This is a genomic window from Pseudomonas sp. LBUM1640 (genome assembly GCF_059716225.1).
The window spans coordinates 2776633-2802683 of the sequence record NZ_CP166816.1 but is presented as its reverse complement, the minus strand read 5'-3'; the positions used below and the strand labels follow the sequence as shown (position 1 = coordinate 2802683).

At 61.9% G+C, this 26051-nt stretch carries 26 protein-coding genes; 13 read left to right on the top strand and 13 right to left on the bottom strand.

Going from position 1 to position 26051, the window contains the following annotated elements:
- The first annotated feature begins 106 nt into the window (after positions 1-106).
- Both ACA065_RS12735 and ACA065_RS12730 read left to right on the top strand, forming a co-directional pair.
- A complete protein-coding gene (locus ACA065_RS12735; protein WP_177076869.1) occupies positions 107-358 on the top strand; it encodes a type II toxin-antitoxin system HicA family toxin in 252 nt (83 codons plus the stop codon).
- Positions 355-720, top strand: coding sequence for a type II toxin-antitoxin system HicB family antitoxin (locus ACA065_RS12730; protein ID WP_497694816.1), 366 nt, complete (start codon positions 355-357; stop codon positions 718-720). The genes ACA065_RS12735 and ACA065_RS12730 overlap by 4 nt, the downstream gene beginning before the upstream one ends.
- Here ACA065_RS12730 and ACA065_RS12725 read toward each other — a convergent pair whose 3' ends face one another.
- Complete coding sequence (locus ACA065_RS12725) at positions 721-1893, bottom strand: MFS transporter (protein ID WP_497694815.1); 1173 nt, start codon at positions 1891-1893, stop codon at positions 721-723. It lies immediately after the preceding gene.
- A 141-nt stretch (positions 1894-2034) separates the two neighbouring features.
- On the opposite strand from ACA065_RS12725, the gene ACA065_RS12720 reads away from it, so the two are divergent.
- From ACA065_RS12720 to ACA065_RS12710, 3 genes are all read left to right on the top strand, one after another.
- Positions 2035-2643 carry a TetR/AcrR family transcriptional regulator gene (locus ACA065_RS12720; protein WP_497694814.1) on the top strand — a complete coding sequence of 203 codons (609 nt, stop codon included), beginning with the start codon at positions 2035-2037 and terminating at the stop codon, positions 2641-2643.
- A 41-nt stretch (positions 2644-2684) separates the two neighbouring features.
- Positions 2685-3650, top strand: a complete 966-nt coding sequence (locus ACA065_RS12715; protein ID WP_497694813.1) for a GlxA family transcriptional regulator — start codon at positions 2685-2687, stop codon at positions 3648-3650.
- Positions 3651-3866: 216 nt separating this feature from the next.
- Positions 3867-4178, top strand: a complete 312-nt coding sequence (locus ACA065_RS12710; RefSeq protein ID WP_497694812.1) for a hypothetical protein — start codon at positions 3867-3869, stop codon at positions 4176-4178.
- Here ACA065_RS12710 and ACA065_RS12705 read toward each other — a convergent pair whose 3' ends face one another.
- From ACA065_RS12705 to urtA, 11 genes are all read right to left on the bottom strand, one after another.
- Positions 4179-5534, bottom strand: coding sequence for an MATE family efflux transporter (locus ACA065_RS12705; protein ID WP_497694811.1), 1356 nt, complete (start codon positions 5532-5534; stop codon positions 4179-4181).
- A 25-nt stretch (positions 5535-5559) separates the two neighbouring features.
- Positions 5560-6132 (bottom strand): DUF2239 family protein, encoded by a 573-nt coding sequence (locus ACA065_RS12700; RefSeq protein WP_497694810.1) that lies wholly within the window; start codon positions 6130-6132, stop codon positions 5560-5562.
- 67 nt (positions 6133-6199) lie between these two features.
- The gene (locus tag ACA065_RS12695) at positions 6200-7156 is read right to left on the bottom strand and encodes an AAA family ATPase (protein ID WP_497694809.1); all 957 of its coding nucleotides are present in this window, start codon (positions 7154-7156) and stop codon (positions 6200-6202) included.
- A gap of 3 nt (positions 7157-7159) precedes the next feature.
- Positions 7160-8203, bottom strand: coding sequence for an aliphatic amidase (locus ACA065_RS12690; protein ID WP_497694808.1), 1044 nt, complete (start codon positions 8201-8203; stop codon positions 7160-7162).
- Positions 8204-8218: 15 nt separating this feature from the next.
- Positions 8219-8566, bottom strand: a complete 348-nt coding sequence (locus tag ACA065_RS12685) for an FmdB family zinc ribbon protein (protein WP_497694807.1) — start codon at positions 8564-8566, stop codon at positions 8219-8221.
- A gap of 2 nt (positions 8567-8568) precedes the next feature.
- Positions 8569-9798, bottom strand: a complete 1230-nt coding sequence (fmdA, locus tag ACA065_RS12680; protein WP_064452754.1) for a formamidase — start codon at positions 9796-9798, stop codon at positions 8569-8571.
- Between the two features lie 218 nt (positions 9799-10016).
- Positions 10017-10706: an urea ABC transporter ATP-binding subunit UrtE gene (gene urtE / locus ACA065_RS12675; protein ID WP_497694806.1), complete on the bottom strand. Its 690-nt coding sequence runs from the start codon at positions 10704-10706 to the stop codon at positions 10017-10019.
- A gap of 10 nt (positions 10707-10716) precedes the next feature.
- Positions 10717-11475 carry an urea ABC transporter ATP-binding protein UrtD gene (gene urtD, locus ACA065_RS12670; protein ID WP_025855702.1) on the bottom strand — a complete coding sequence of 253 codons (759 nt, stop codon included), beginning with the start codon at positions 11473-11475 and terminating at the stop codon, positions 10717-10719.
- Positions 11472-12635, bottom strand: a complete 1164-nt coding sequence (gene urtC / locus ACA065_RS12665; protein ID WP_497694805.1) for an urea ABC transporter permease subunit UrtC — start codon at positions 12633-12635, stop codon at positions 11472-11474. The genes urtD and urtC overlap by 4 nt, the downstream gene beginning before the upstream one ends.
- A 10-nt stretch (positions 12636-12645) precedes the next feature.
- The gene (gene urtB, locus ACA065_RS12660) at positions 12646-13563 is read right to left on the bottom strand and encodes an urea ABC transporter permease subunit UrtB (RefSeq protein WP_497694804.1); all 918 of its coding nucleotides are present in this window, start codon (positions 13561-13563) and stop codon (positions 12646-12648) included.
- Between the two features lie 189 nt (positions 13564-13752).
- Positions 13753-14961 carry an urea ABC transporter substrate-binding protein gene (gene urtA / locus ACA065_RS12655; RefSeq protein ID WP_369303273.1) on the bottom strand — a complete coding sequence of 403 codons (1209 nt, stop codon included), beginning with the start codon at positions 14959-14961 and terminating at the stop codon, positions 13753-13755.
- Positions 14962-15274: 313 nt separating this feature from the next.
- Between urtA and ACA065_RS12650 the strand changes: the two genes are divergently transcribed.
- Both ACA065_RS12650 and ACA065_RS12645 read left to right on the top strand, forming a co-directional pair.
- The gene (locus tag ACA065_RS12650) at positions 15275-18658 is read left to right on the top strand and encodes an ATP-binding protein (RefSeq protein WP_497694803.1); all 3384 of its coding nucleotides are present in this window, start codon (positions 15275-15277) and stop codon (positions 18656-18658) included.
- The gene (locus tag ACA065_RS12645; RefSeq protein ID WP_497694802.1) at positions 18633-19298 is read left to right on the top strand and encodes a response regulator; all 666 of its coding nucleotides are present in this window, start codon (positions 18633-18635) and stop codon (positions 19296-19298) included. The genes ACA065_RS12650 and ACA065_RS12645 overlap by 26 nt, the downstream gene beginning before the upstream one ends.
- Before the next feature lie 282 nt (positions 19299-19580).
- Here ACA065_RS12645 and ACA065_RS12640 read toward each other — a convergent pair whose 3' ends face one another.
- Positions 19581-20411 (bottom strand): IclR family transcriptional regulator, encoded by an 831-nt coding sequence (locus tag ACA065_RS12640; RefSeq protein WP_497694801.1) that lies wholly within the window; start codon positions 20409-20411, stop codon positions 19581-19583.
- A gap of 242 nt (positions 20412-20653) precedes the next feature.
- Here ACA065_RS12640 and ACA065_RS12635 point away from each other — a divergent pair, with 242 nt between their 5' ends.
- The 6 genes from ACA065_RS12635 to ACA065_RS12610 are packed head-to-tail and all read left to right on the top strand — an operon-like array spanning position 20654 to position 26047.
- Positions 20654-21682, top strand: a complete 1029-nt coding sequence (locus tag ACA065_RS12635; RefSeq protein WP_497694800.1) for an ABC transporter ATP-binding protein — start codon at positions 20654-20656, stop codon at positions 21680-21682.
- Complete coding sequence (locus ACA065_RS12630; RefSeq protein WP_497694799.1) at positions 21679-22524, top strand: ABC transporter permease; 846 nt, start codon at positions 21679-21681, stop codon at positions 22522-22524. Before ACA065_RS12635 ends, ACA065_RS12630 begins: the two co-directional genes overlap by 4 nt.
- Positions 22525-22528: 4 nt before the next feature.
- A complete protein-coding gene (locus tag ACA065_RS12625) occupies positions 22529-23323 on the top strand; it encodes an ABC transporter permease (protein ID WP_016974527.1) in 795 nt (264 codons plus the stop codon).
- On the top strand, positions 23323-23613 hold the full coding sequence (locus ACA065_RS12620; protein WP_169366978.1) for a (2Fe-2S)-binding protein: 291 nt from the start codon (positions 23323-23325) through the stop codon (positions 23611-23613). The genes ACA065_RS12625 and ACA065_RS12620 overlap by 1 nt, the downstream gene beginning before the upstream one ends.
- A complete protein-coding gene (locus ACA065_RS12615) occupies positions 23610-24953 on the top strand; it encodes an FAD/NAD(P)-dependent oxidoreductase (protein ID WP_497694798.1) in 1344 nt (447 codons plus the stop codon). The genes ACA065_RS12620 and ACA065_RS12615 overlap by 4 nt, the downstream gene beginning before the upstream one ends.
- Entirely contained in the window at positions 24950-26047 is a 1098-nt protein-coding gene (locus tag ACA065_RS12610; RefSeq protein ID WP_497694797.1) for an NAD(P)/FAD-dependent oxidoreductase, read from the top strand. The genes ACA065_RS12615 and ACA065_RS12610 overlap by 4 nt, the downstream gene beginning before the upstream one ends.
- Positions 26048-26051: the final 4 nt, after the last annotated feature.

Here is a 26051-nt window from a genome sequence, read left to right as displayed (position 1 = left end):
GCTGTCATCAAGGGTTACATCAATGTCGGGAAAGACACACCAAGACGAGCTAGCATTGACGAACACCACATTTTGCAACTACATTTAGTTACACGCAGGGAACGCCGTGTCCAAAAATGAAAAGCTGCTCGCCAAACTGCTCAACGAGCACATGGCCTTTACCTGGCCTGAGCTCGTAACGCTGCTGCATCGCCTTGGCTACACACAGATTGAAGGGGCTGGAAGCCGGGTCAAGTTCGACATCGGCGACCCCAGTGCAATGATCACCTTGCACAAGCCTCACCCCGGCAACGAACTGAAACACTACATTCGGCGCCAGATCATCGAACAATTGAAATCAGGAGAACTGATTCAGTGAACAACCAACTGAAACACAACGGCTACATCGGCTCCATCGAAGCCAGCCTCGAAGACAACTGCCTGTTTGGCAAAGTGCTGTTTATCAAGGCGCTGGTCAGCTATGAGGGCAAAACTGTTGCGGAGCTCGACGTGGCCTTTCGAGAGGCCGTGGAAGACTATCTCGCTACGTGCCACACCCTGGGGCAAACGCCGGAAAAGCCTTGCAAGGGCTCATTCAACGTACGGGTCGGCCATGACCTGCATCTGGCTGCGGCCCTGGCAGCGACCCGTAAGAAAGTGACGCTCAACGACCTGACACGCCAGGCGTTGAACGAGTTTTTGCAACATCATTGTGCCGAAGCTGTTCCGGCGATCGGTTGATCAGCCTAACTTTCGATAGCCCAGCACGGCCGAGCCCAACACCACCGCACCTGCCACCAACGCCACCCAGAACCCGCTGGTGGCGCCGAAATGGTCGATCATCCAACCGGAGCTGGCGGCGCCAATGGCCACGCCGATGCTCAGGCCGGTGATCAGCCAGGTCATGCCTTCGGTCAGGCGGCTGGGCGGGACGATTTGCTCCACCAGTGCCATGGACACGATCAGCGTCGGGGCGAAGAACAGGCCCGAGATGAAGATCGCCACGGCCAGCCCGGGAATATTGCTTACCAGCAGCAACGGCAAGGTGGTCAACGCCGTCGCTACGCCGCAGAACAGGAATTGTCGGGGCAACGGCGCCTTGAGCTTGAGTGTGCCGAACGCCAACCCCGCCAGGCACGAACCGATGGCGTACACCGACAAAACAATGCTTGCCGCTGCCGGTTGGCCCTGATGCTGGGCAAAAGCGACACTGACCACATCGACCACGCCGACGATCACGCCCATGGCCAGCAGCAGCGTCATCAGGATCAGCACCGAAGGTGAGGCGATCAGCCAGCGGCCGTGGTGGCCCTGATGTTCATGCACCGGCGGCTCAGTCGCGCGTTGCAACACGAAGGTAGTCACGCCCACCGCCAGCAGCAGCGCTGCCACCAAGGGCCCGGCTTCAGGGAACAGCACTACGCTCAGACCGACTGAGATCGGTGGGCCGATGATAAAACACACCTCGTCCAGCACCGACTCAAGGGCAAACGCGGTCTGCAACTTGGGCTGGCCGCGGTACAACTCGGTCCAGCGCGCGCGCACCATGGCCGACATATTGGGCATGCAACCGGCCAGGGCGGCGAACACAAACAACGTCCAATTCGGCGCCTGCAACCGAGTGCACAACAGCAACAGCAACAGCGCCCCACCGCCCATCAGCGCCGCTATCGGCAGCACCCTGCCCTGGCTATAGCGGTCCACTAACCGTGACACCTGCGGCGCGCAAAACGCCGTGGCCAGGGCAAACACCGCGGCCACCGCGCCCGCCAGGCCATAGCCACCATGCACTTGCGACAGCATGGTGATCACACCGATACCCGTCATCGATATCGGCATGCGCGCAAGCATGCCGGCCAGCACAAAAGCCCTGCTACCGGGCGCCTGGAATAACTCGGCGTAAGGGTTTGCCATCCTGCTTGACCTCTTTTTCGGCGCCCTGAAACTTGCTATCTGCAGCGATCAAGGCAAAATACATACGGTGCGTATGTGACAAAGCATGCGCAACATACGCACCGTATGTCAATCACTCAAAATACCCTTGCGAGCCTTATCATGAGCCGAGCCCGTGCCGAAATGATCGAAGACACCCGCGCCCGGCTGATCGCCAGCGCCCGCCAGGCCTTCGCCACGCAAGGCTACGCCCACACGTCGATGGACGACTTTACCGCCCGCGCCGGTTTGACACGGGGCGCGTTGTACCACCACTTTGGTGACAAGAAAGGCCTGTTGGCGGCAGTGGTGGCCCAACTCGACGGCGAGATGGATGCGCGCTTGCAGCTCATCACCGATCAGGCAACCGACCTCTGGGACGGATTCCGCGAACGCTGCCGTGCCTACCTGCGCATGGCACAGGACGCGGAAATTCAGCGCATTGTTTTACAAGATGCACCTGCGGTTCTAGGCGCCACTGAATCAAGCCATCAGCAACACTGTGTGGATTCCCTGGCCGCCGTGCTGGAACACCTGATGCGTGAGCGTATCATCGAACCGGCTGCCAGCCAGGCGCTGGCGCGCCTGATCAATGGCAGCCTGGTCAGTACCGCCTTGTGGATCGCTGCCGATGAAGACCCGGACCAGCGACTGGAAGAAAGCCTGCAAGGGCTGGAACTGTTCCTGCGGGGGCTGAAGCAGCCACCGGCAGCCCTTCCAGGCAAAACCTAAACACTCGAGACAGCCCGCCAGCCCTTTTCCCGGAGCCCATCATGCAGCGCATCGGTTTCATCACCTTTCCCGGCTTCGGCGTCATGAGCTTCGCTGCGCTGTCCGTCTTCGAGAGTGCCAACAGCGCCGTGGGCAAGGCCCATTACGATGTCAGACTGCTCTCCGAACAGGGCGGGCCGGTACACAGCTCCCTGGGCGTGGTGGTGCACACCGAACGCTTTGATCAGACCGCGTTCGACACAGTAATCATCGGCGGCGGCAGTGACCGCGAATTCACCGCGCCGCTACTGGCCTACCTGCGCCACGCCGCCGGCCACACGCGTCGTCTCGCGGCCACCTGCTCCGGTACCTTTTTTCTGGCACAGGCGGGCTTGCTCGACGGCGTACGGGCGACCACCCACTGGTTCTTTGCCGACGAATTTCGCGCGCGCTATCCCAAGGTCCAGCTGAAAGAAGAGCGGTTGTTTGTGATTGACGGGGCAATCTGGACCAGCGCCGGCATGACCGCCGGCATTGATCAGGCATTGGCGATGGTTGAAGCCGATCTGGGGCCAGCAGTCGCCCGCGCCGTGTCGAAAACCTTCATTCTTCAGAGCCGTCGCGTCGCAGGCCAGCCACAACGCTCGGTGCTGCTGGATATGGAACACAAGACCGACCGCATTCAGGCCGCCATGACGTACATGCGCAATAACCTGCATCGCGCCCTGCCGTTGAGTGAACTGGCAGACGCCGCGCACCTGAGCCTGCGCCAGTTCAGCCGCGCGTTTCACGCACAAACCGGGCTTTCACCGGCCAAGGCCGTGGAAAAGCTGCGGATCGAGGTGGCCGTGGCGTTGATCCAGGATGGGCGCCACCCCCTCGACAACATCGCCCGCCAGACCGGGTTTGGCGACAGCGAGCGTATGCGCCGGGCCTTCATTCGCCAATTCGGCGAGCCGCCACGGGTGATACGACGCACGGCGCGAAACCCCGACGATGCGAGCTCAATGTCCAGAAACGAGGGTTAAATGGCCTTTGCCGTTGTTTGAGCTGGCCTAAGCTTGACCTCAGCGACCATCCCCTGAGGAACCCTTATGAAACGTTGTGCACTGGCCGTTGGCGCCCTCTTCTCATTACTTGCTCTCACCCCTGCTTTCGCGACCCCGCAAGAGGACGAAACCCGGGCGTTCTTCACGCGATTTGTCGCAGCGCAAAACGCCCATGACCTCACCCGGATCAGGGCCATGCTCTGGGATTCACCGAAGATGCTCTGGTTTGCCCGGGGCGAAGCCAACTGGGGCCCGGATGCCGTCGTCAGCAAACTCAAGGAGTACTACAAGGGCACCTGGCAGCTGCAACCCGACATGAGCCACTTCAGTGTGGCGATGCTGAACGACGACGTGGCCCAACTGATGGTGCCGGTCGCCTTTACCCGAGGCCATCCAGGCGAGGCCGCTCAGGTGGATACCTTCCTGATCAGCCAGACGTTATTGAAAGGCAAGGACGGCTGGCATGTCGCAAGCATCATGCCGCTGGCCGATACCCACTTCAAATAATCACACCAACCGCTTGATCTGCTTATGCCGCCACACCAGGCGGTAGTAGGCAGTCTGCAGCGCCAGCATCGCCAGGTAGGTCACCGGAAACGCCATCCACACGCCTTCCAGACCGAAGTGCGCGTTGAGCAGGTAGGCCATCGGCAGCTCAACACACAGTACGCAGAAAATCGAGATGGCGACCGGCATCAGCACTACGCCGCTGGCGCGCATGATCCCGCCGACCACCGCCTGGAAGCCGAAGACCAAAACGCTCCACAGCATGATGTGCAGCAGGTGTTCGGCATTCAGTCGCGCCGCATCGTCGGTAATGAACAGCCCCAGCAACCAACGCGACAGCACGTAGCCGAGCACAATCAGGCCGCCGGTCAGGCAGGTGTTGATGACCAGCCCCGTGCGCAGGATCGGCCCGATACGCTCCAGGCGCCCGGCACCAATCGCCTGGGCACCGAGAATCGAGGCGGTGATCGCAATCGACAGCGCCGGGAACTGCACGTAATTGACGATCTGCGTCACCGCGCCATACGCCGCCGTGGCTTGCGAGCCGTGGCTGTTGACCAGCGCGAGGATGACCAATTCCGACAGCGACAGCACCACCATCTGCAAGCCGGTCGGCAGGCCGATACGCAGGACTTTGCCGAGGATCGCGCGGTCCAGGCGCAAGGCGGCGAGCAGCTCACGGTCCGGTGCCATCACGTGGTTTTTGTGGCGCAGGCGCAGTATCAGAAACAGCATCGCCGAGGCGTTGCCCACCAGCCCGGCATACACCGCACTCTGGATGCCCATGGGCGGCAAGCCGATCCAGCCGCGAATCAGTGCCGGGGTCAACAACAGGCCAACCAGGGTCGAAACCATCAGTGCCAGCAACGGTGAAACCGTATCGCTGACGCCGCGCAGCAACTGGGTGTAGAGAATGAAGACCAGCAACAGCGGCATGATCAGCATCATCACCTGGGCGTAACCCACGGCATCGTCGAGCACATCTATCGGGGTGCCCAACGCCTGTAAGGCCGGGCGCGCGAACAGGCTGCCGAGCACGGCCGCGATCAAGCCCACCAGCGCGCCCAACGTCAGGGTCGCGCCGGTGATCACCTTGACCAAGCCGGTTTCCTGGGCGCCCCAGGCCTGGCCGATCAGCACCGAAGCACCGGCGCCAAGGCCGATCACCAGGGCGATAAAGAAAAACACGATGGGAAACATCCCCGACACCGCCGCCAGCGCCTGGGTGCCGAGCATTTGCCCGACATAAATGCCGTTGAGCGTGCCGGAAAAGCTTTGCAGAAAATTCGACAGCACCATCGGTGCCAGAAAAACCAGGTAGATCTGCCACAACGGCCGTTGTTGGGTGACTTGCATGGTGGTTCGAGTCCCGGAATTATTGTTAGACGGGGAAAGCATTGCGCGACAGCCACGCCAGGTAGGCCTGCACGTCGATGGGCCAGTGCGCGATCTTAGTTGCAAAAGCCGCCGCCTCCTCAGCGAACAGCGCACGCGAGGCCTCTTCAAAACCGGGCAAGTCGCCGCCAATGGCACTCATGAAACGATAGCTGGCTTCTTTGGCCTGGCGCGCCTGATCACGTGCCGCATGGGCATTGCGCGCTTCATCCACCAACCGGCGCAAGGCCGCCGAGGCGCCACCGCGCTGTTGGCCCAGCCACTCCCAGTGACGCGGCAGCAGGGTGACTTCCCGCGCGACCACGCCCAGCTTTGGCCGCCCAACCGAAGGGGCTGCAGGCGGTTCTTCATCGATTGGCACTTGTGCAGGTTGCTCAGGCGCATAGCCGCTTGGCCACGGGTAATCGACCTGGGTGCCGGTGGCGTCATCAAAGACCAGAAAGGTGCCCGCCGTCAGGTCCAGAGCTGCCAGGGTAACGGCCACATCCGAATAAGGACCGGCCGCCACGCGCTGGTGACGAACAAAGGCAGTGCACGAGGGCGCTTTTTGCGTAGGCATGATTTATTACCCGGATGTTATTTGTTTTACCCGGGTTATATTAGCCGCAATTTCGGAGCATGCAAGCCTATTGTGGTGAAACGTCCAAGCGCTCACCGCGCATCGCCACGTGCATGCCTTGCACTGTCGGGTCACGCAGCACGCATTCAGCAATCGCCGGTTCCAGCTCGACCCGCAAGCGTCGGCCCAACGCCCGTGCACCGAAGCGTGCATCGTGCTGGCGACACAGCCACGCTCTTGCCGGCTCATCCACACTTAACCAGCGTTGCTGCGCCGCCAAGCGCTGATTGAGCTTGCCCAGCTCAACCTCCAGCAACGCCTCCAGCCAGTGGCTGTCGATGGGTTCGAACATCAAGATGCGGTCGATGCGATTAAGAAACTCCGGCTCGAAATGACCGTGCAGCGCCTCCTCCAACACCGCCGCCTCACCCCGTACAAACACCCGCAACAGCCGGCGCCAGCCCTGGGCGAAACGTTGGCGATGCCGCCGCGCCTGTTGCGCGCCGATATTGCTGGTCATGAAGATCAGGCTGTTGCGAAAGTCCAAGGTGCGCGTACCACCCGCCAAGGTCAGTTGGCCGTTTTCCAGAATGCCCAGCAGGCTGCGCACCACTTCCTGGCTGGCTTTTTCCAGTTCATCGAACAACACGATGCCAGGGCGACTGTAGCTGCCCTGGATCAATTCGCTGTTGAACAGGCTGATGCCCTCCTTGCTGCCCACGTACCCCGGCGGCGCGCCAGTCAGTGCGGCGGCGTAGTGCTCCTGGGCCAAGGTGTGCATGTCGATACGGCAAAACCCGTCAGCGCGGCCATGCAGCGCCTGGGCCAACAGGCGCACCACTTCGGTTTTGCCCACACCGGTCGGCCCCATGAACAGGTTGACGCTCAATGGCCGGTCGCGCTCACCGATGTCCGCCTTGACCACCTTGAGCAAGCCCTCCACCTGGGCCAGCGCCGCCTCCTGGCCAACGATGCGGCTGCGCAATAACGCCATCACCTGCGCCGGTTCAAAGGTAAAACGCATGCCCTACTCCGCCGTTTTTTCTTTACCGCCATGGGGCAGTTGCCCCACCGGGCACTCGGCGACACCCACGGTGCTGCGGGTGATTTTCTCGACATTCTCCTGGGCCTTTTGCGCATCCAACACCCAGGTGCGGTAGAACTCGAACGGGCAGTCGGCCACGCCCTTGTCGCCGTCGCCCGAGGCGTGCAGGCCGGTGTAGCCACGGTGCAGCAACTTGAACAGGTGATTTTGCGACTGGTCATTGGCCCGCGCATCGCGAATCTGCGACACCGACAACTGCGCGTACTGAATGCCCATCTCCTCCTCGCCGCACTCGCCCAGGGTGCGCCCGTCAAAGCCGATGATCGCCGAGTGGCCGAAGTACGAATACACACCGTCGAAACCTGCCGCATTCGCCACCGCCACATAGCAGTTATTCGCCCAGGCCATGCTCTTGGACATTTGCACCTGCTGCTCCTTGGCCGGGTACATATAGCCCTGGCAGCGCACGATCAACTCGGCGCCTTTCATCGCGCAATCACGCCAGATTTCCGGGTAATTACCGTCATCGCAGATGATCAGGCTGATCTTCATGCCCTTGGGCCCGTCGCACACATAGGTGCGATCACCGGGATACCAGCCTTCGATAGGGCACCAGGGAATGCACTTGCGGTAGCGCTGCACGATTTCGCCGAGGTTATTGATCAGCACCAGCGTGTTGTATGGCGCCTTGTGCGGGTGCTCCTCGTGACGCTCGCCGGTCAGCGAGAACACGCCCCAGGTGTTCGCCTGACGGCACGCCGCCGAAAATATCGCGGTCTCGTCGCCTGGAATACTCGCGGCAGTCGCCATCATCTCATCGTGGTCGTACATGATGCCCATGGTGCTGTATTCCGGGAACACCACCAGGTCCATGCCGGGCAGGCCTTGCTTCATGCCGAGAATAATCTCGGCAATCTTCTTCGCGTTGTCGATGACCTCGGCCTTGCTGTGCAGGCGCGGCATCTTGTAGTTCACCACCGCGACACCGACGGTGTCCGGGCTGCTGGAAATGTCGCCATGACGCATAACATCGCTCCTGGTCTAGTGACTGATCATCCACGGCCGAGGCCCGGTTTTGGTTTTGAGGCCCAAGGGGTTGGCCTTGCTCGGTTCGACTTTCCTGGTGGTGCCGCAACAGCTGCAACCCGCCGGGTGCCGGCGATTTTCCTGGTACTCGCCCACCGTCTGCGGCGCATGGGCGCTGCGCTCGTTGCCGGCGATGGCTTTGCGCTGGTTGGTCGACAGCGTTTGCAGTGCCGGGGCCGAGACCATCAGTTGCCCACCCGGCCCTTCGCAGTACGGGCATTGGCTGGGTTCATTGCGCTGGGCAATCGGGCGCAACATAGTGAAAGTGCCGCACGTCTGGCAGGCGTATTCGTAGGTCGGCATGGCTACAGGTCCGGGGCGATGGGCAGGTCGATGCTGCCGTCGAGAAATTTGGTCGGCCCGTTGGCATTGGGGTTGATATCGAACTCGAAGATTTCCGTAGGCAACCACAACGTGGCGCAGGCATTCGGAATATCCACCACGCCGCTGATGTGCCCCTGCACCGGCGCCGAACCGAGCAACGCATAGCCCTGGGCTGGCGAATAGCCGAACTTGGTCAAGTAGTTGATCGCATTGAGGCAGGCCTGGCGGTAGGCGACATTGACGTCCAGGTAGTGCTGCTGGCCCTGTTCGTCCACCGAGATGCCTTCGAAGATCAGGTAATTCTTATAGTTCGGGGTGATCGGGCTTGGCTTGAACACCGGGTTTTTGATCCCGTACTTGGCCATGCCACCCTTGATCAGCTCGACCTTCATGTGCACCCAGCCAGCCATTTCGATGGCGCCGCAAAAGGTGATTTCGCCATCGCCCTGGCTGAAGTGCAGGTCGCCCACCGACAGCCCGGCGCCGTTGACGTAGACCGGGAAGAAAATCTTCGACCCCCGCGACAAATCCTTGATATCGCAGTTACCGCCATGCTCACGCGGCGGCACCGTGCGCGCGCCGGTTGCAGCGGCGTCGTCACGGGCCTGGCCCTTGAGCTTGCCCATATGCGCGGTGGCGGCCAGCGGCGCGTTGGCCAGCGGCGGCACGCGGGTGGGGTTGGTGTCGATCAGTTCCTGCTCGCGGCGGTTCCAGTCGGCGAGCATCACCGGGTCGGGCAGGCAGCCGATCAGGCCGGGGTGGATTAACCCTGCGAAGTTAACCCCTGGAATGTGCCGCGAGCTGGTGAACATGCCCTTGAAATCCCAGATGGCTTTTTGTGCGCTGGGGAAATGGTCAGTGAGAAAGCCGCCGCCGTTCTGGCGCGAGAAGAAGCCGTTGAAGCCCCATTGCGAGTCGGCCTTGGCGCCGATGTCGAGCAGGTCCACCACCAGCAAATCACCCGGTTCGGCGCCGTGCACACCCACCGGGCCCGACAGGTAATGCACGGTGGACAGGTCCACGTCACGCACGTCACTGGCGTCGTCGTTGTTCTTGATCGCGCCGGCGGTCCAGTCGTAGGTTTCCAGGATGAAGTCATCGCCAGGCTTCACCCAGCACGCCATCGGGATATCCGGGTGCCAGCGGTTATGGATATTTTCGTTTTCGGTGACGGGCTGGTTGAGGTCGACTTTGATCAGCGTTTCGGTCATGGACTGGCTCCTGAGCGGATGGTGTGGCGCGTTGAATCCAGTCTCGGCGAGCCGGGGGAAACGGGGAATACGTTGGATGACGTATGAGTTTTTCAGAGCAGACGTAAAACAACTGTGGGAGCGGGCTTGCTCGCGAATGCGGTGTGTCAGTCAACAGCTATGTCGACGGGTACACCGCATTCGCGAGCAAGCCCGCTCCCACATTGGACTGTGTTGTTTTAGACGGACAGGTAACGGCTTATGGTCGCCTCATCCACGCGGTCGCGGGTCTCTTCGATCACGAAGCGGCCCTTCTCGATCACCAGAAAGCGGTCGGCGATTTCCAGGGTGAACGACAGCACTTGCTCCGACACCACGATGGTCAAATCGCGCAGGGTGCGAATCTCTTTCAGCGTGCGCGCAATGTCCTTGATGATCGACGGCTGAATGCCCTCCGTCGGCTCATCGAGCAACAACACCTTGGGGTTCGTCGCCAACGCCCGCGCAATCGCCAACTGCTGTTGCTGCCCACCCGACAGGTTACCGCCCTTGCGCGACTGCATGTCATGCAGCACCGGAAACAGCGCGTACAGATCCTCCGGCACCTTGCCGCGAGCCGACGCCGGCAGCCCGGTCTGGATATTCTCCAGCACCGTCATGCTCGGGAAAATCATGCGTCCCTGGGGCACATAGGCAATCCCGCGCGCCACCCGTTCATGGGTTTCCAGCGCCGACACATCGTGGCCGTCCACACTGACCTGGCCTTTCCACTGCGGCAAAATACCCATCAGGCTCTTGAACAGCGTGGTCTTGCCCATGCCATTGCGGCCCATCACCGCGACGATTTCGCGCTTGGCCACATTCAGCTGCAGATCGTGGAGGATCTGGCTCTGCCCATAACCACAGGACAACTGGTCGATCTTGAACATGCCGGATTCCTCAGTGGCCCAAATACACTTCGATGACTTTAGGGTTGCTTTGCACCGACTCCATGCTGCCCTCGGCCAGCACCTTGCCCTGGTGCAGTACCGTGACTTTGTGGGCGATGCTTTTGACGAATTCCATGTCGTGCTCGATCACCAGCACCGAGCGGCCCTGGCTGATGCGGTTGAGCAACTCGGCAGTTTGCGCGCGCTCGTTGACGCTCATGCCGGCTACCGGCTCGTCAAGCATCAGCAGCTCCGGGTCTTGCATCAGCAGCATGCCGATCTCCAGCCACTGCTTTTGGCCGTGGGACAGCAGGTCGGCCTGTTGTTGCAGCAAGTCGCCGAGGAAAATCTCCCGCGCCACTTCTTCCACCCGCGCGATCACCTGGGCATTGCGCTTAAAGAACAGCGCGCCCCAGACCTTGCGCCCGGCCGGGTAAGACATCTCCAGGTTCTCGAACACCGTGAGGTTTTCGTAGATCGACGGGTTCTGGAACTTGCGCCCCACACCTGCGCGCACGATGTTGTACTCGCGCATCTTGGTCAGTTCCTGGCCGTCGAACTGGATGCTGCCGCTGGTGGCGCGGGTCTTGCCGCAGATCAGGTCGAGCACCGTGGTTTTGCCGGCGCCATTGGGGCCGATCACCACGCGTACTTCGTTGCGGTCGATGTACAGGTTGAGGTTGTCGACTGCCTTGAAGCCGTCGAACGACACGGTGAGGCCTTCGATGGCCAACACCGGTTTTTTCATTTCAAAGCCGACGGCGGTCATGGTTGGGTCTCCAGGATTTTGCTTTTGGCCTTGGCTTTAACCGGCGGGTTCGCCGGGGTTGCGGCGAGGGGTTTGCGTCGCAACAATTTAGCCAACGCCTGGCGCCCATGGCTGTCCCACAACCCGGCCAGGCCATTGGGGAAGTACATGACCACAGCGATAAACAGCCCGCCCATCAAGTACAGCCACAACTCCGGGAAAGATTCGGAAAAGTAGGTCTTGCCATAATTCACCAGCAACGCGCCATACACCGCGCCGAGCAGCGACATACGCCCACCTACTGCGGCAAAAATCACCATCTCGATCGACGGCACGATGCCGACGAACGACGGCGACATAAACCCCACCTGCAAGGCAAACATCGCCCCGCCAATCGCCGAAAACGCGGCGGCCACACAGAACACAAAAATCTTGAAGCTGGCCACGTCATAGCCGGAAAAGCGCACGCGCTCTTCCTTGTCGCGCATCGCCATCAGCAGCCGGCCGAGCTTGGACGCGAGGATAAAGCGGCCGATAAAGATGCAACCGAACAGCAAACCAGCGTTGATGAAGTACAGGATCATCTTCGCGCTATCGGTGCGCAGGTCCCAGCCGAGCAGGGTCTTGAGGTCGGTGATGCCGTTGACGCCACCGGTCAGGCCCTGCTGGCCGACGATCAGCACCGTGAGGATCAGCGCAATCGCCTGGGTGACGATGGAGAAATACACATCGCCCACACGCCTTTTGAACAGCGCCATGCCGATGATAAACGCCAGCAGCACCGGCACCGCGATCACCGCGAATACGGTAAAGCTGAAACTGTGAAACGGCTGCCACAGCCAGGGCAACTCGGTGATCTGGTTCCAGTCCATAAAGTCCGGGATGCCGGGTGTGGACTGGATTTTGGTGCTCTCAGGGTCCGAGGCTTCCAACTTGAGGAACATCGCCATGCAGTAGCCGCCAACGCCAAAGAATACGCCCTGCCCCAGACTGAGAATGCCGCCATAGCCCCAGCACAGCACCAGCCCCACCGCGACGAACGCGTAAGTCAGGTACTTGCCGACCATGTTCAAGCGGAACGCGTCGAGCGTCAGAGGGAACACCACCAGGATCAGCAGTGCCAGCAGCACAATGCCGATCAGGTTTTGCTGGCCGCCCAGCAGCTTATCTAAAGCCTTCATCCGGTCGCCTCTACTTGCGCACTTTGATGGAGAACAGCCCTTGCGGGCGCAGCATCAGGATCAGAATTACCGAGGACAATGTGAGAACCTTGGCCATCGAACCGCTGAGGAAAAACTCCGACAGCGATTGGGTCTGGGCAATCACGAACGCCGAGGCGATGGTGCCGAACAGGCTCTGCGCACCACCGAACACCACCACCAGGAAGGTGTCGACGATGTACTGCGAACCCGCCGTCGGCCCGGTGGAACCGATGGTAGTGAACGCCGCCCCCGCGACCCCGGCCACGCCACAGCCGAGGGCGAATGTCATGCGGTCGACCTTGCGTGTATTGATGCCCACTGCACGGCTCATCAGGCGGTTCTGCACGGTGGCGCGCACCTGCAGGCCCCAGCGTGAGCGGTACAGCATCAGGAAGATCGTCGCCGTCAGTACCAAGGTCAGGCCCATCATGAACAGGCCATTGCGTGGGATTTCGATGGCGTCGGTGAAGTTCACCGAGCCCATCAGCCAGGCTGGCGGTTCGGCACTGACTTCACGCGCGCCGAACACCGAGCGAAAGGTTTGCTGCATCACCAGGGACAACCCCCACGTAGCAAGCAACGTATCCAGCGGCCGCTTGTACAACCGGCTGATCATCGCCCACTCCACCAGCCAGCCGACGGCGCCGGCCACCAGGAATGACAAGGCGATGGCAAAGAAAAAGTAATAGGGTTGAAAGCTCGGCGCAAAGTGCGCGGTGAGGCTGGAACACACGTAAGTGGTGTAGGCGCCGATGGTCAGGAACTCACCGTGGGCCATGTTGATCACGCCCATCTGGCCAAAAATGATCGCCAGCCCCAATGCCATCAGCAACAGCACGCAGAACACGGACAAGCCGTTGAACCCCTGCATCGCCGCGATGGCTCCAAATTCCGATAGCCATTCCATGATGATGGTCTCCTGAGCGGGAGGTGATGAATGAAATGCGCTGTGCTTTTGTTCTGCTTTATGTGGGAGCTGGCTTGCCTGCGATGCTGGCGACTCGGTCTTTCAGTTACACCGAGGTGATGCCAGCGCAGGCAAGCCAGCTCCCACACAAAGCCAGTTCCCACATTCAGATCGATGCCAGACCTGAAGTTACTGGTAGCCTTTAGGGAAAGGATTCGGCTCGATCAGATCCGACTCGTAGATCACCTTGAACTGGCCGTTGGGCTGCACTTCGCCGATGCGCGACTTGCTCCACAGGTGATGGTTCTCGTGGATCTTCACGTAGCCTTCCGGCGCGTTTTTCAGCTCGATGCCTGGGGACGCAGCAACCACTTTATCCACGTCAAAACTGCCGGCCTTCTCCACCGCCGCTTTCCACAACCAGGGGCCTAGGTAGGCGGCCTGGGTCACGTCGCCGATCACTGCGTCCTTGCCGTACTTGGCCTTGAAGGCTTCGACGAAGGCTTTGTTGTTCGGGTTGTCCAGGCTCTGGAAGTACTTCATCGAGGCATAGAAGCCGGCCATGTTTTCGCCGCCGATGCCGAGCAGTTCGTCTTCGGTGACCGACAGGGTCAGCAGGGTTTGTTTGGACGAGTTCACACCTGCCGCATTCAACTGTTTGTAGAACGCCACGTTGGAGCCGCCCACCACCGCCGCGAACACCACGTCAGGCTTTTTCAGCTTGACCTTGTTGATCAGCGAGCCGAACTGGGTGTTGCCCAGCGGGTAATAGTCTTCGCCGACCACCGTGCCGTGCAGCACGTTTTCAATGTGCTTGCGCGCGATCTTCATCGAGGTGCGCGGCCAGATGTAGTCCGAGCCCACCAGGTAGAAGGTCTTGGCGCCCTTGGTCTTGGCGATCCAGTCGAGGCTGGCGAGGATTTGCTGCGTGGCTTCCTGGCCGGTGTAGATCACGTTTTTCGACTGTTCCAGGCCTTCGTAGAAGGTCGGGTAGTAGAGCAAGCCGTTTTCTTTCTCGAAGATCGGCAGCACGGCTTTACGCGAGGCCGAGGTCCAGCAGCCAAATACGGCGGCGACCTTGTCGTTGACCAGCAACTTCTTGGCTTTTTCAGCAAAGGTTGGCCAGTCGGAGGCGCCGTCTTCCTGGATCACCTTGATCTGGCGGCCCAGGATCCCGCCCGACGCGTTGATCTGTTCGATGGCCAGGCGTTCGGCCTGGATCGAACCGGTTTCGGAAATCGCCATGGTGCCGGTGGCCGAGTGCAACTGGCCGACGGTGACTTCGGTGGGGGTCACGGCCAGGCCTTCGTTATCGGCCAGCACGCCCTGGCTGAACAGAGCGGCCGCCAGTAAGGACAAGGCCAACAGCGGTGTGGAGCGGATCAATCGTGGTGCCATGGGGCGACTCCTCTGCAATGAGGGGTTCAGCATGGCGGCAGCGGCCCCGTGCGGGTATACGCAGCCTGACGTAACGGCGTACGTCATTTGACGTATGCCGTTGCGCACCAATGCAGGGCAGGATCGCGTCCGCCCAAACACCACAAGCCCATGTGGGAGCGGGCTTGCTCGCGAAGGCGGTGCATCAGCCACAGATGTCCAAGCTGACCCACCGCATTCGCGAGCAAGCCCGCTCCCACATTTGGATCTGCGGCGCCTGTCAGGGCATGGAACTTGCTCATTCAACCTCGACCCTTCTGCGGAGTCCTCCACCGTGCACCCCACCTCTGGCACCCAGCGCATCGTCAAGATCCGCCGCGACTACAACACCTGGGTCGCCGACGAGACCATGGAAGACTACGCCCTGCGCTACACGCCCAAATCCTTTCGCAAATGGTCGGAACTGCGCATTGCCAACACCGCGCTGGGCGCCGTTTCATTTCTGGCCCTGGAAGCCATCGGCGGCGTGCTGGCCTTGAGTTACGGCTTCACCAACACCTTCTGGGCAATTCTGACCGTCAGCCTGGTGATCTTCCTCACCGGCCTGCCCATCAGCTATTACGCCGCGCGTTACGGCGTAGACATGGACCTGCTGACCCGTGGCGCCGGCTTCGGCTATATCGGCTCGACCATTACCTCGCTGATCTACGCCAGCTTCACCTTTCTGTTTTTCGCCCTGGAAGCGGCGATCATGGCCCTGGCCCTGGAGTTGTATTTCCATATCCCGCTGGCCATCGCCTACGTGATCTGCTCGCTGCTGGTGATTCCGCTGGTGGCCTACGGCGTGACCCTGATCAGCCGCCTGCAATTGTGGACGCAACCGCTCTGGCTGCTGTTGCTGGTGCTGCCCTACGGCTTCGTCTGGTGGAAAAACCCCGACGCCTTCAGCGACTGGACCAGCTTTGTCGGGCGCAGCGGCGACGGCGGCGCGTTCAATCTGTTGGCGTTCTGCGCCGCCTGCACTGTGGCGCTGTCGCTGGTGACGCAAATCGGCGAACAGGTGGACTACTTGCGCTTCCTGCCGGAAAAAACCGCCGCCAACCGCAAGCGTTGGTGGGCCGCCCTGCTCTGCGCCGGGCCCGGCTGGATCATCCCCGGCGCGTTGAAAATGTTCGCCGGGGCGTTCCTGGCGTTTCTCGCCCTGCAACATGAAATCCCCATGGAACGCGCTGCCGAGCCGACTCAGATGTACCTCGTCGCGTTCCGCTATGTGTTCAGCTCGCCGGAATGGGCGCTCGGCGCGATGGTGCTGTTCGTGTTCATCTCGCAGATGAAGATCAACCTGACCAACGCCTACGCCGGCTCCCTGGCCTGGTCGAACTTCTTCGCCCGCGTGACCCACAGCCACCCCGGCCGCGTGGTGTGGCTGGTGTTCAACGTGGCCATCGCGCTGATGCTGATGGAGCTGGGCGTGTTCGATGTGATCGACCAGGTGCTGGGGCTCTACGCCAATATCGCGATTGCCTGGATCGGCACGCTGGTGGCGGATCTGGTGATCAACAAGCCGTTGGGCCTGTCGCCCAAACACATCGAGTTCAAGCGCGCGCACCTCTACGACATCAACCCGGTGGGCGTCGGCTCGATGCTGATTGCCTCGTTGCTGTCGATCCTCGCCCACTTCGGCCTGTTCGGCGCCCTCGCCCAGGCCGCGCCGCCCTTCGTGGCGCTGGGCACGGCGCTGATCATGGCGCCGCTGTTGGCCTGGCTGACCCGCGGCAAGTACTACATCGCGCGCACCAGCGACGTGCAGTTGATTCACCCGGTGGCGCCCGCGACCCACGCGGTGTGCGGGCTGTGCAGCAACCCGTTCGAAACCGCCGACATGGCGTTCTGCCCGGCCTACAGCACGCCGATCTGTTCGCTGTGTTGCTCGCTGGATGCGCGTTGCGGTGACCGTTGCAAGCCCCACGCGCGACTGGTCACGCAGTTCGAAGGTGTATTGCGCTGGCTGCTGCCCAACACCTTGATGCCGCGCCTGCATACGCGGCTGGCGCATTACCTGGGGTTGTTATTGGTGCTGGTGCTGCTGCTCGCAGGCGCGCTGGCGCTGATCTACGTACAGGCCGCCCAGGGGCTGCCGCATTCCGAGACCTTGTATCAGGCGTTCTTCAAGGCCTTCCTCACGCTCTCGGTTTTGGCTGCCGTGCTCGCGTGGTGGGTGGTGCTGACCCGTGAAAGCCGCCGCGTCGCCCAGGAAGAATCCGACCGCCAAACCCTGCTCTTGATGCAGGAAATCGACGCCCACAGCCTCACCGACCAAGCCTTGCAGCAGGCCAAGGAAGCCTCGGAAGCGGCAAACGCCGCCAAAAGCCGCTACGTCACCGGGCTGTCCCACGAGCTGCGCACACCGCTGAACAGCATCCTGGGGTTCACCCAGATCCTGCAGCGCGACACCGCCATGCCCGAGCAACATCAGGATGCCCTGGCGACCATCCTGCGCAGCGGCTCGCACCTGTTGTCACTGATCGATGGCCTGCTCGACGTGGCCAAGATCGAGGCTGGCAAACTGCGCCTGGAACTTACCGAAATCCCCTTCCCCGAGCTGATCCACGACCTCGAACAGATGTTCACCCCGCAAGCCCAGGACAAGGGCTTGCGCTTTCGCCTCGACTGCGTCGGCAAGATCCCGGCGGTGGTGCGCGGTGACGAAAAACGCGTGCGCCAGATCCTGATCAACCTGCTCGGCAACGCGGTCAACTTCACGGACAGCGGCGAGGTGTGCCTGCGGGTCAGCTACATGCGCGAGACCGCCAATTTTGAAATCATCGACACGGGCATCGGCATTGACCCTGGGCAGATCGAGCGGATTTTCCAACCGTTCGAACGCGGCGATCTGATGCGCCAGGACAAAGGCGTGGGCCTGGGGCTGACCATCACACGCATGCTTACCGCGCTGATGGGCGGTGAGTTGCGCGTCACCAGCGAGCTGGACAAAGGCACGTGTTTCCAGGTGCGGCTGTTCCTCTCCCAAGTGCGCGCGCCACAAGCCGTGGTGCATGTGGAGCACGACATCATCGGTTATCACGGTGTGCGCCGGCGCATTCTGGTGGTGGACGACCATGTGGACCATCGCAAGGTGCTCAGCGGCATGCTCACGCCGCTGGGTTTTGAGGTGATCCAGGCCAGCAATGGCCAGGACGCGATTCGCCAGGTCGCGTTGCTGGCGCCGGACTTGATCCTGATGGACCTGTCGATGCCGACCCTGGATGGCTGGGAAACCAGCCGCCTGATCCGCCGCAATGCACTGTCCAGCGCGCCGATCATCGTGATCTCGGCCAACGCTTTTACCGATGACCGTGAACGCAGCATCGCCGCCGCGTGCAACGACTACCTGGCCAAGCCGGTGCGCACGCCGGAACTGCTGGGGCGCCTGCAACTGCACTTGGATTTGCAGTGGTTGCGCCGCACCAAAACCTCCACGCCACCCGCGCCGCCCAGCGTATTGCCCAGCCGTGATGACCTCGCCGCCCTCGCCGAACTCAGCGCCATCGGCTACGTGCGCGGCCTGCATGAAAAACTCGACACCCTCCTGGAACAACGCCCGGACGCCGCGCCTTTCATCAGCAAAGTGCGCGGTCTGCTCAAGGGCTTTCGCCTGGATGAACTCAACCGAACCCTCAAGGAGGCCGAAGATGAATGCTCTCACCCACAGCACTGAACCCGGCGTGGTGCTGATCGTCGATGACACCCCGGACAACCTGGCCATGCTCTCCGATGCCCTCGACGACGCCGGCTACATGGTGCTGGTGGCGCTCGATGGCCTCAGCGCGTTGAACCGTGTGCAACGAAGGCGCCCCGACTTGATTCTGCTGGACGCGATGATGCCGGGGCTGGATGGTTTTGAGACGTGCCGCAGGCTCAAGGCGCAACCGGCCAGCGCGGATATCCCGGTAGTGTTCATGACCGGGCTGACCGACAGCAAGCATGTGGTGCAAGGCTTTGAGGTGGGTGGCAGCGATTACGTGACCAAGCCGATCCAGACCGATGAAGTACTGGCGCGGGTCGCGGCGCATTTGCGCACGTCACGGATTTTGCTCTCGGCGCGGGCGGCGACGCAGCCGAGTGTGTTGACCCTGGAAGACGCGCCGGCACAAAGGCTGCTGTGCGCCAGGTTTCAGCTGACCGAGCGTGAGGTGGAAGTGCTGCGTTGGGTGGCGTGCGGGAAAACCAACCGGGATATTGGCGATATTCTGGGGCTGAGCCCCAGGACGGTGAATAAGCATTTGGAGCATGTGTATGTGAAGCTCGGCGTGGAGACTCGCACGGCCGCCACGTCAGTCGCCTTGGCCGCCATCTGAATGTGTGTGAGGCTTGTGTGGGAGCGGGCTTGCTCGCGAATGCGGTGTATCAGTTGACATACCCTTAGCTGACCCACCGTATTCGCGAGCAAGCCCGCTCCCACAGTTGGATCTCAGCACATCAGGCAGAGGATGTGCTGATCTAAAACCTCAGGCCGTACTCGGTCAATGTGGGAGCTGGCTTGCCTGCGATGGCATCGACTGGTTCTGCCTGATTCACCGAGGTGCCTGCATCGCAGGCAAGCCAGCTCCCACCTGGATTTCCGTCGGCAGACAGACGGGTTATCCACCAAAGGTCTGCGAAGGCCGGCGCAACGTCGGATCAAACGGGTTGATCCTCGGCCCAATTGCCGCCGCCTCACGCTTGAGCAACTCCACCACCATCGGCAATCGGCTCGGCCCCAGCCGATCGCTGATGGTCGCCACACTCAACGCCGCCACCGCGTGCCCATCCCGATTCAGAATCGGCACCGCCAACCCGGCCATGCCTTCGAGCACACCGGTATTGCGCGCCGCGTAGCCCAAGCGCCGCACGTTCTCCACTTCCGAACGCAGCAGCACCTCGTCATACAGGTGAAAATCCTTGAGCCGAGGCAGGTTGTAGCGAATCACCGTCTCACGCTCTTCCTGGGGCAAGAACGCGAGGATCGCCAGGCTGCCCTGCCCCACGCCTAACGCCACACGCCCACCGATATCGCCGGTAAACGTGCGGATTGGATAAGGCCCCTCACTGCGGTCCAGGCAGATCGCATCAAAACCGCTGCGCGCCAGCAGGAACAGCGAATCGCCCAACGACGCACTCAGGCGCAACATGCTCGGGCGCACCAGGTCGCGCAGGTTGCCGGTCTTGCCGGCATTGGCCGCCAGGGCGAAAAACTCCAGGCTCAAGCGGTAGCGCTTGCTGCGCGCATCCTGCTCGACCATGCCCTCGTCCATCAGGCTGCGCAGCAGACGGTGAGTGGTGGGCTGCGACAGGCCGACTTGCTGCGCAAGTTGGGTGACGCGTTCGCCGCCTTCCGGCACCTCGCCCAAGGTACGCAGCAGCGCGAACAAACGAGACACACTGCCTGCACCGACTTCTTTGCCGCTTTCATTCCGCTCAGTGGAATCCATAACACTTAATCTCGGCATAAATTCTGGTGAATGAATAAATATGAAAATAATAGTCCGCTCATTGAAATTCCATCTTCCGCCCATCCTAGTCTTCGTCCTAATCTGCGTCCACAGGGGCGAAATGAACAACAAATGGCAGCCGACTTGAGATCGAGCGCCAACGCACCCGCAACACCTATTTCGCATCTGCCCAAAACAAAAAAGCGCGTTTCGACGCGACTCAAAAAAGGTGGAACGCAGACATGGCATTTCTCCAACTCAACGCCTTGAGCAAACGCTACGGCGCCGTCGATGCGGTAGTCGCAACCGACCTTGCGGTAGAAAAAGGCGAGTTCGTTTCCCTGCTCGGCCCTTCGGGCTGCGGTAAGACCACCACCCTGCAAATGATCGCCGGCTTCGTGGAGGTAAGCGGCGGGCAGATCCTGCTCGACGGCCGCGACATCACCCACGCCAAACCCGCCAGCCGTGGCCTGGGCGTGGTGTTCCAGAGCTACGCGCTGTTCCCGCACATGACTGTTCGCGACAACGTCGCCTTCGGCCTGAAGATGCGCAAAGTGCCGGCCGCCGAGATCACCAGCAAGGTCAAAACCGTGTTGGAGCTGGTGCGCCTGGCCCCCCACGCCGAGCGCTACCCGCGTGAACTCTCCGGTGGCCAGCGCCAGCGTGTAGCCCTGGCCCGCGCACTGGTGATCGAACCGCCGATGCTGCTGCTCGATGAACCGCTGTCCAACCTCGACGCCAACCTGCGCGAAGAGATGCAGTTTGAAATCCGCCGCATCCAGTGCGCCGTGGGCATCACCACCTTGATGGTCACCCACGACCAGGCCGAAGCGCTGTCGATCAGCGACCGCGTAGTGGTGATGCAGGCCGGGCGCGTGACCCAGATCGACGCGCCCTACACACTCTACGAACACCCGCGCACGCGCTTCATCTCGGACTTCGTCGGCAAAGCCAACCTGCTGCCGGGCGACTACGACGAACTCGGCACCCCGCAGGTGCGCCACACCAGCGGCGACGGCGAGCTGACCCTGAGCCTGCGCCCGGAAAAAATCACCTTGGTGGAGGCCGGCACCGGCCGCGTGCAAGGCAAAGTGCTCGACAGCTACTTCTTCGGCAGCCAATGGCTGTACCGCATCCACACCTCGCTCGGCGAAATCACCGTGGTACGCAGCAACGACGGCAGCGCGCCGCTCGGTTGCGGCGCGGCGGTGGGCCTGGACTGGCACGCCGGCCTGCTGCGCGTGCTGGCGGTGGATGAGGTGCGCGCATGAGTCGGGGTTATTTGCTGTCGTTGCCGGCTCTGGCGCTGTTTACCGTGCTGTTGATTCTGCCGCTGGTGATGACGCTGGTGCTGTCGTTCAACGTGTTCGACTATCAAGTCGGCGTGAAGGCGGATGAATGGACCTTGGCGCATTACCTGTCGCTGTTCAGCGATGCGTACTTCTATGAGATTTTCTGGCGCACCTTCTGGATCAGCGCGCTGGTGACTTTGCTGTGTGTGGTGATCGGCGTGCCCGAGGCCTACATCCTCAGCCGCATGGGCACCCCGTGGCGCTCGATATTCCTGATTCTGATCCTTACGCCGTTGTTGATTTCGGTGGTGGTGCGCGCCTTCGGCTGGAGCCTGCTGCTCGGCGCCGACGGGCTGGTCAACCAAGTGATCCAGGCCCTCGGCGGGCGCCCGGTAAAGCTTCTGTACACGCCGTTCGCAGTGATCATCGCGCTGGTGCACGTGATGCTGCCGTTCATGATCATTCCGGTGTGGACCTCGCTGCAAAAGCTCGACCCGTCGGCTGAACAGGCGGCGCTGTCACTGGGCGCGAGCCAGCTCACGGTGATGCGCAAGATCGTGTTGCCGCAGGTCATGCCCGGCGTGTTGTCCGGCACCTTGATTGTGTTCGGCCTGGCGGCCAGCTCGTTTGCGATCCCCGGCCTGCTCGGCGGCCGACGCCTGAAAATGGTCGCCACGGTGGTGTACGACCAGTACCTCTCGGAACTCAACTGGCCCATGGGCGCGACCATCGCGGTGGTGCTGCTGTTGGTCAACCTGCTGATCATGCTGAGCTGGAACCGCATGGTTGAAAGCCGCTACAAAAAGTCCCTGGGGGTTTAAGCGCATGTCCAGAAACGGTCCTTTGGCCCTCGGCTTCCACGGTTTGGTAGTGCTGTTCATGATGGCGCCGCTGGTGGTGGTGTGCCTGGTGGCCTTCACCCCGGAAAACACCTTGAGCCTGCCGACGTCGGGCTTCTCGCTGCGCTGGTTTCGCGCGGTGTTCGAGCGTGCCGACTTTATCCAGGCGTTCTATAACAGCCTGATCCTGGCGTTTACCGCCGCTAGCCTGGCCACGCTGATCGCAGTGCCGGCGGCCTTGGCGATCAGCCGCTATCAATTCCCGGGGCGCAACTTTTTCAGTGCGTTGTTCCTCTCGCCGATCATCATTCCGCACTTGGTGCTGGGCGTGGCGATGCTGCGCTTGTTTGCGCTGATGGGCGTGAATGGCAGCTTCACCTGGCTGATGCTCGCCCACGTGGTGATCATCACCCCGTATGTGCTGCGCCTGGTGCTGGCGGCGGCAATCGGCATTGATCGCAGTGCCGAACAAGCGGCCGAGTCGCTGGGCGCCAGCCGCTTTACGCTGTTTCGCCAGATCACCTTGCCGATGATTTTGCCCGGCGTGGCCGGCGGCTGGTTGCTGGCGTTCATCAACAGTTTCGATGAAGTAACCCTGTCGATCTTCGTCAGCTCGCCGGCCACACAAACCCTGCCAGTGCGCATGTACGTGTATGCCACCGAGTCCATCGACCCGATGATGGCGGCCGTGTCGGCGCTGGTGATTGCGTTGACCGCAGCAACGATGATTCTGCTCGACCGGGTCTACGGCCTGGACCGCGTGCTGGTGGGGAAACATTGATGGCGCTGTTCAAACGATTGGCCGAAACCCAGCGCCCCGCTGTGGCCTTCACCCTCGATGGGCAACCCGCCACGGGTTTGCTCGGCGACACGTTACTGACCGCCGTGCTGACCTGCGCCGAGCACCTGCGCGGCAGCGATTTCAGCGCCGAACGCCGCGCCGGGTTTTGCCTGATGGGCGCTTGCCAGGATTGCTGGGTAAGGCTTGAAGATGGGCGCCGCGTGCGCGCCTGTTCGACGTTATTGGAAGAAGGCCAGGCGATCAGCCGCGATCCGGGGCGCCAAGCATGAAGCCGATTGTGATTGTGGGCGCAGGCCCGGCGGGCATCAGTGCGGCACGCACCCTGCTCGACCATGGCATTAGGCCGTGTCTGGTGGATGAAAGCCTGCGCGGTGGCGGGCAAATTTACCGGCGCCAACCGGCCAACTTCCAGCGCTCGGCCAAGCAGCTGTATGGCTTTGAAGCGAGCAAGGCCGAGGCCGTGCATCGCACGCTGGATGAACTGGCGCCGTTGATCGACTACCGGCCCGAAACCTTGGTGTGGAACGCCGAGGGCGGTCGCCTGGATATGCTCAACGACGGCCGCGCCGAGAGCCTCGAATACGCGCGGATCATCGTCGCCACCGGCGCTACCGACCGTATCCTGCCAGTGCCAGGCTGGACGCTACCCGGTGTCTACAGCCTGGGCGCGGCGCAAATCGCCTTGAAGTATCAGGGTTGCGCTATCGGCGAGCGGGTGGCGTTCTGTGGCAGCGGGCCGTTGTTGTACCTGGTGGCTTATCAATACGCCAAAGCGGGGGCCAAGGTGGTCGCGGTGCTCGACAGTGCGCCGTTCAGCGCGCAGTGCCGCGCCTTGCCGGCGCTGCTTGGGCAACCGGCAACGCTGGCCAAAGGTTTGTATTACCGCGCCTGGCTCACAGCCCATGGCATTCCCGTGCATCAGGGCGCGACACTCACGCAGATCGATGGCGAACAACGGGTGACTGGCATTCGCTGGGGCGAGCACGCACTGCAATGCGATGCCGTGGCCTTCGCCCATGCCTTGCGCAGCGAGACACAACTGGCGGATTTGCTCGGCTGTGAATTTGCCTGGAACAGCTTGAACCGCGCCTGGTTGCCAGAGCGCGACAGCGCTGGGCGCAGCAGCGTCAACGGTGTGTATTTAGCGGGCGATGGAGCCGGGATCATGGGCGCCGATGCTGCGCAAATGGCCGGTGAGCGTGCGGCGTTGGCGGTGTTGGAAGATTCCGGCATTGCCATCGATCATCGCCGCCCTTTGGCGCTGGAGCAAAAGTTGGCGGGTATCCAACGCTTTCGCCAAGGCCTGGAAACCGCTTTCCCGTTCCCCGAACAATGGGCTGCGCAAGCACCGGATGCGTTGATCCTGTGCCGCTGCGAGGAAGTCAGCGTCGGCGATGTGCGCGCGGTGGTGGACGAAGGCCACTGGGAAATCAATCGGGTCAAGGCCCATTGCCGCGTGGCCATGGGCCGTTGCCAGGGCCGCATGTGCGGGCTGGCGGCGGCCGAGATTGTCGCCGAACGCAGTGGCCGCGGGATTGAACAGATCGGCCGCCTGCGTGGCCAGGCACCGATCAAGCCGCTGCCGTTTGGTGTGCAGGTGCAGCCATGATCGACGTGATCGTATTGGGCGGCGGCATCGTCGGCGCTTCGGCGGCCTTGATGCTGGCGCACAAAGGCCAGCGCGTGGCGCTGGTAGAGCGGGATTTTTGTGGCTCGCATTCCAGCGGTGTGAACTACGGCGGCGTGCGCCGTCAGGGTCGGCCATTGCATCAATTGCCGCTGTCGCAGCGCGCCCATCAATTGTGGGCCGACTTGCCGGGGCTGATCGGCATCGATGGCGAGTATGTGCGCTCCGGGCATTTGAAGCTGGCGCGCAGTCACGCGGACTTTGCCGCGCTGCAGACCTATGCCGAACAAACCCGAGGCTTTGGGCTGGGTCTGCAATTGTTGGATCACGCCGAACTGCGCGCACGGTTCCCGTGGGTCGGCGATATCGCGGTCGGCGCTTCGTTGTGCCCTGAAGACGGCCACGCCAACCCGCGCCTGGTCTCGCCCGCCTTCGCTCGTGCAGCGCAGCGTCTCGGCGCCTCGGTTTACGAGCAGGCTGAAGTGATACGAATCGAACATGACGGCCAACAGTTCCAAGTGCACTGCGCCAACGGCTTGCACCTGCAAGCGCCGTGGCTGCTCAACTGTGCCGGCGCCTGGGCCGGGACCGTCGCCGCGCAGTTTGGCGAACCCGTGCCGATGACCTCGGCGCACCCGGCGATGCTGGTGACCGAACCCTTGCCGGTGGTGATGAGCGTGAGTACCGGCGTTGAAGGCGGCGGTATTTACGCCCGCCAGGTCGCCCGCGGCAATTGCATCCTCGGCGGCGGCCGTGGCTTTGCGCTGAGCCCGCTGACGGCGCGTGCGGGGCAAGCGGCGGTGTTGGAGATCCTGCGCAACGCTGGCGAGTTGTACCCCTTTCTCAAAGGTGCCCAGGCCATTCGTACCTGGAGCGGCACCGAAGGTTACTTACCCGATCATGAGCCGGTGATCGGCCCCAGCAGCACCCAACCTGGCCTGCTCCACGGTTTCGGCTTTGCCGGCGCCGGGTTCCAGCTCGGCCCAGCGGTCGGTGAAGCCCTGGCAGAGATCGTCTGCAGCGGGGCCAGCCGCCACCCCATCGAAGCGTTTTCCATCCGTCGTTTCCAAGCCTGAGAGG

Bases quoted from the DNA above. Each gene is read 5' to 3' on its own strand.
- ACA065_RS12640 (WP_497694801.1), bottom strand. From the start codon at position 20,411: ATGGATTCCACTGAGCGGAATGAAAGCGGCAAAGAAGTCGGTGCAGGC.
- ACA065_RS12715 (WP_497694813.1), top strand. From the start codon at position 2,685: ATGCAGCGCATCGGTTTCATCACCTTTCCCGGCTTCGGCGTCATGAGC.
- urtB (WP_497694804.1), bottom strand. From the start codon at position 13,563: ATGGAATGGCTATCGGAATTTGGAGCCATCGCGGCGATGCAGGGGTTC.
- ACA065_RS12710 (WP_497694812.1), top strand. From the start codon at position 3,867: ATGCTCTGGGATTCACCGAAGATGCTCTGGTTTGCCCGGGGCGAAGCC.
- ACA065_RS12620 (WP_169366978.1), top strand. From the start codon at position 23,323: ATGGCGCTGTTCAAACGATTGGCCGAAACCCAGCGCCCCGCTGTGGCC.
- ACA065_RS12725 (WP_497694815.1), bottom strand. From the start codon at position 1,893: ATGGCAAACCCTTACGCCGAGTTATTCCAGGCGCCCGGTAGCAGGGCT.
- ACA065_RS12705 (WP_497694811.1), bottom strand. From the start codon at position 5,534: ATGCAAGTCACCCAACAACGGCCGTTGTGGCAGATCTACCTGGTTTTT.
- ACA065_RS12615 (WP_497694798.1), top strand. From the start codon at position 23,610: ATGAAGCCGATTGTGATTGTGGGCGCAGGCCCGGCGGGCATCAGTGCG.
- ACA065_RS12720 (WP_497694814.1), top strand. From the start codon at position 2,035: ATGAGCCGAGCCCGTGCCGAAATGATCGAAGACACCCGCGCCCGGCTG.
- urtA (WP_369303273.1), bottom strand. From the start codon at position 14,961: ATGGCACCACGATTGATCCGCTCCACACCGCTGTTGGCCTTGTCCTTA.
- ACA065_RS12685 (WP_497694807.1), bottom strand. From the start codon at position 8,566: ATGCCGACCTACGAATACGCCTGCCAGACGTGCGGCACTTTCACTATG.
- ACA065_RS12630 (WP_497694799.1), top strand. From the start codon at position 21,679: ATGAGTCGGGGTTATTTGCTGTCGTTGCCGGCTCTGGCGCTGTTTACC.
- ACA065_RS12635 (WP_497694800.1), top strand. From the start codon at position 20,654: ATGGCATTTCTCCAACTCAACGCCTTGAGCAAACGCTACGGCGCCGTC.
- urtD (WP_025855702.1), bottom strand. From the start codon at position 11,475: ATGACCGCCGTCGGCTTTGAAATGAAAAAACCGGTGTTGGCCATCGAA.
- urtE (WP_497694806.1), bottom strand. From the start codon at position 10,706: ATGTTCAAGATCGACCAGTTGTCCTGTGGTTATGGGCAGAGCCAGATC.
- ACA065_RS12625 (WP_016974527.1), top strand. From the start codon at position 22,529: ATGTCCAGAAACGGTCCTTTGGCCCTCGGCTTCCACGGTTTGGTAGTG.
- ACA065_RS12610 (WP_497694797.1), top strand. From the start codon at position 24,950: ATGATCGACGTGATCGTATTGGGCGGCGGCATCGTCGGCGCTTCGGCG.
- ACA065_RS12700 (WP_497694810.1), bottom strand. From the start codon at position 6,132: ATGCCTACGCAAAAAGCGCCCTCGTGCACTGCCTTTGTTCGTCACCAG.
- urtC (WP_497694805.1), bottom strand. From the start codon at position 12,635: ATGAAGGCTTTAGATAAGCTGCTGGGCGGCCAGCAAAACCTGATCGGC.
- ACA065_RS12695 (WP_497694809.1), bottom strand. From the start codon at position 7,156: ATGCGTTTTACCTTTGAACCGGCGCAGGTGATGGCGTTATTGCGCAGC.
- ACA065_RS12690 (WP_497694808.1), bottom strand. From the start codon at position 8,203: ATGCGTCATGGCGACATTTCCAGCAGCCCGGACACCGTCGGTGTCGCG.
- ACA065_RS12645 (WP_497694802.1), top strand. From the start codon at position 18,633: ATGAATGCTCTCACCCACAGCACTGAACCCGGCGTGGTGCTGATCGTC.
- fmdA (WP_064452754.1), bottom strand. From the start codon at position 9,798: ATGACCGAAACGCTGATCAAAGTCGACCTCAACCAGCCCGTCACCGAA.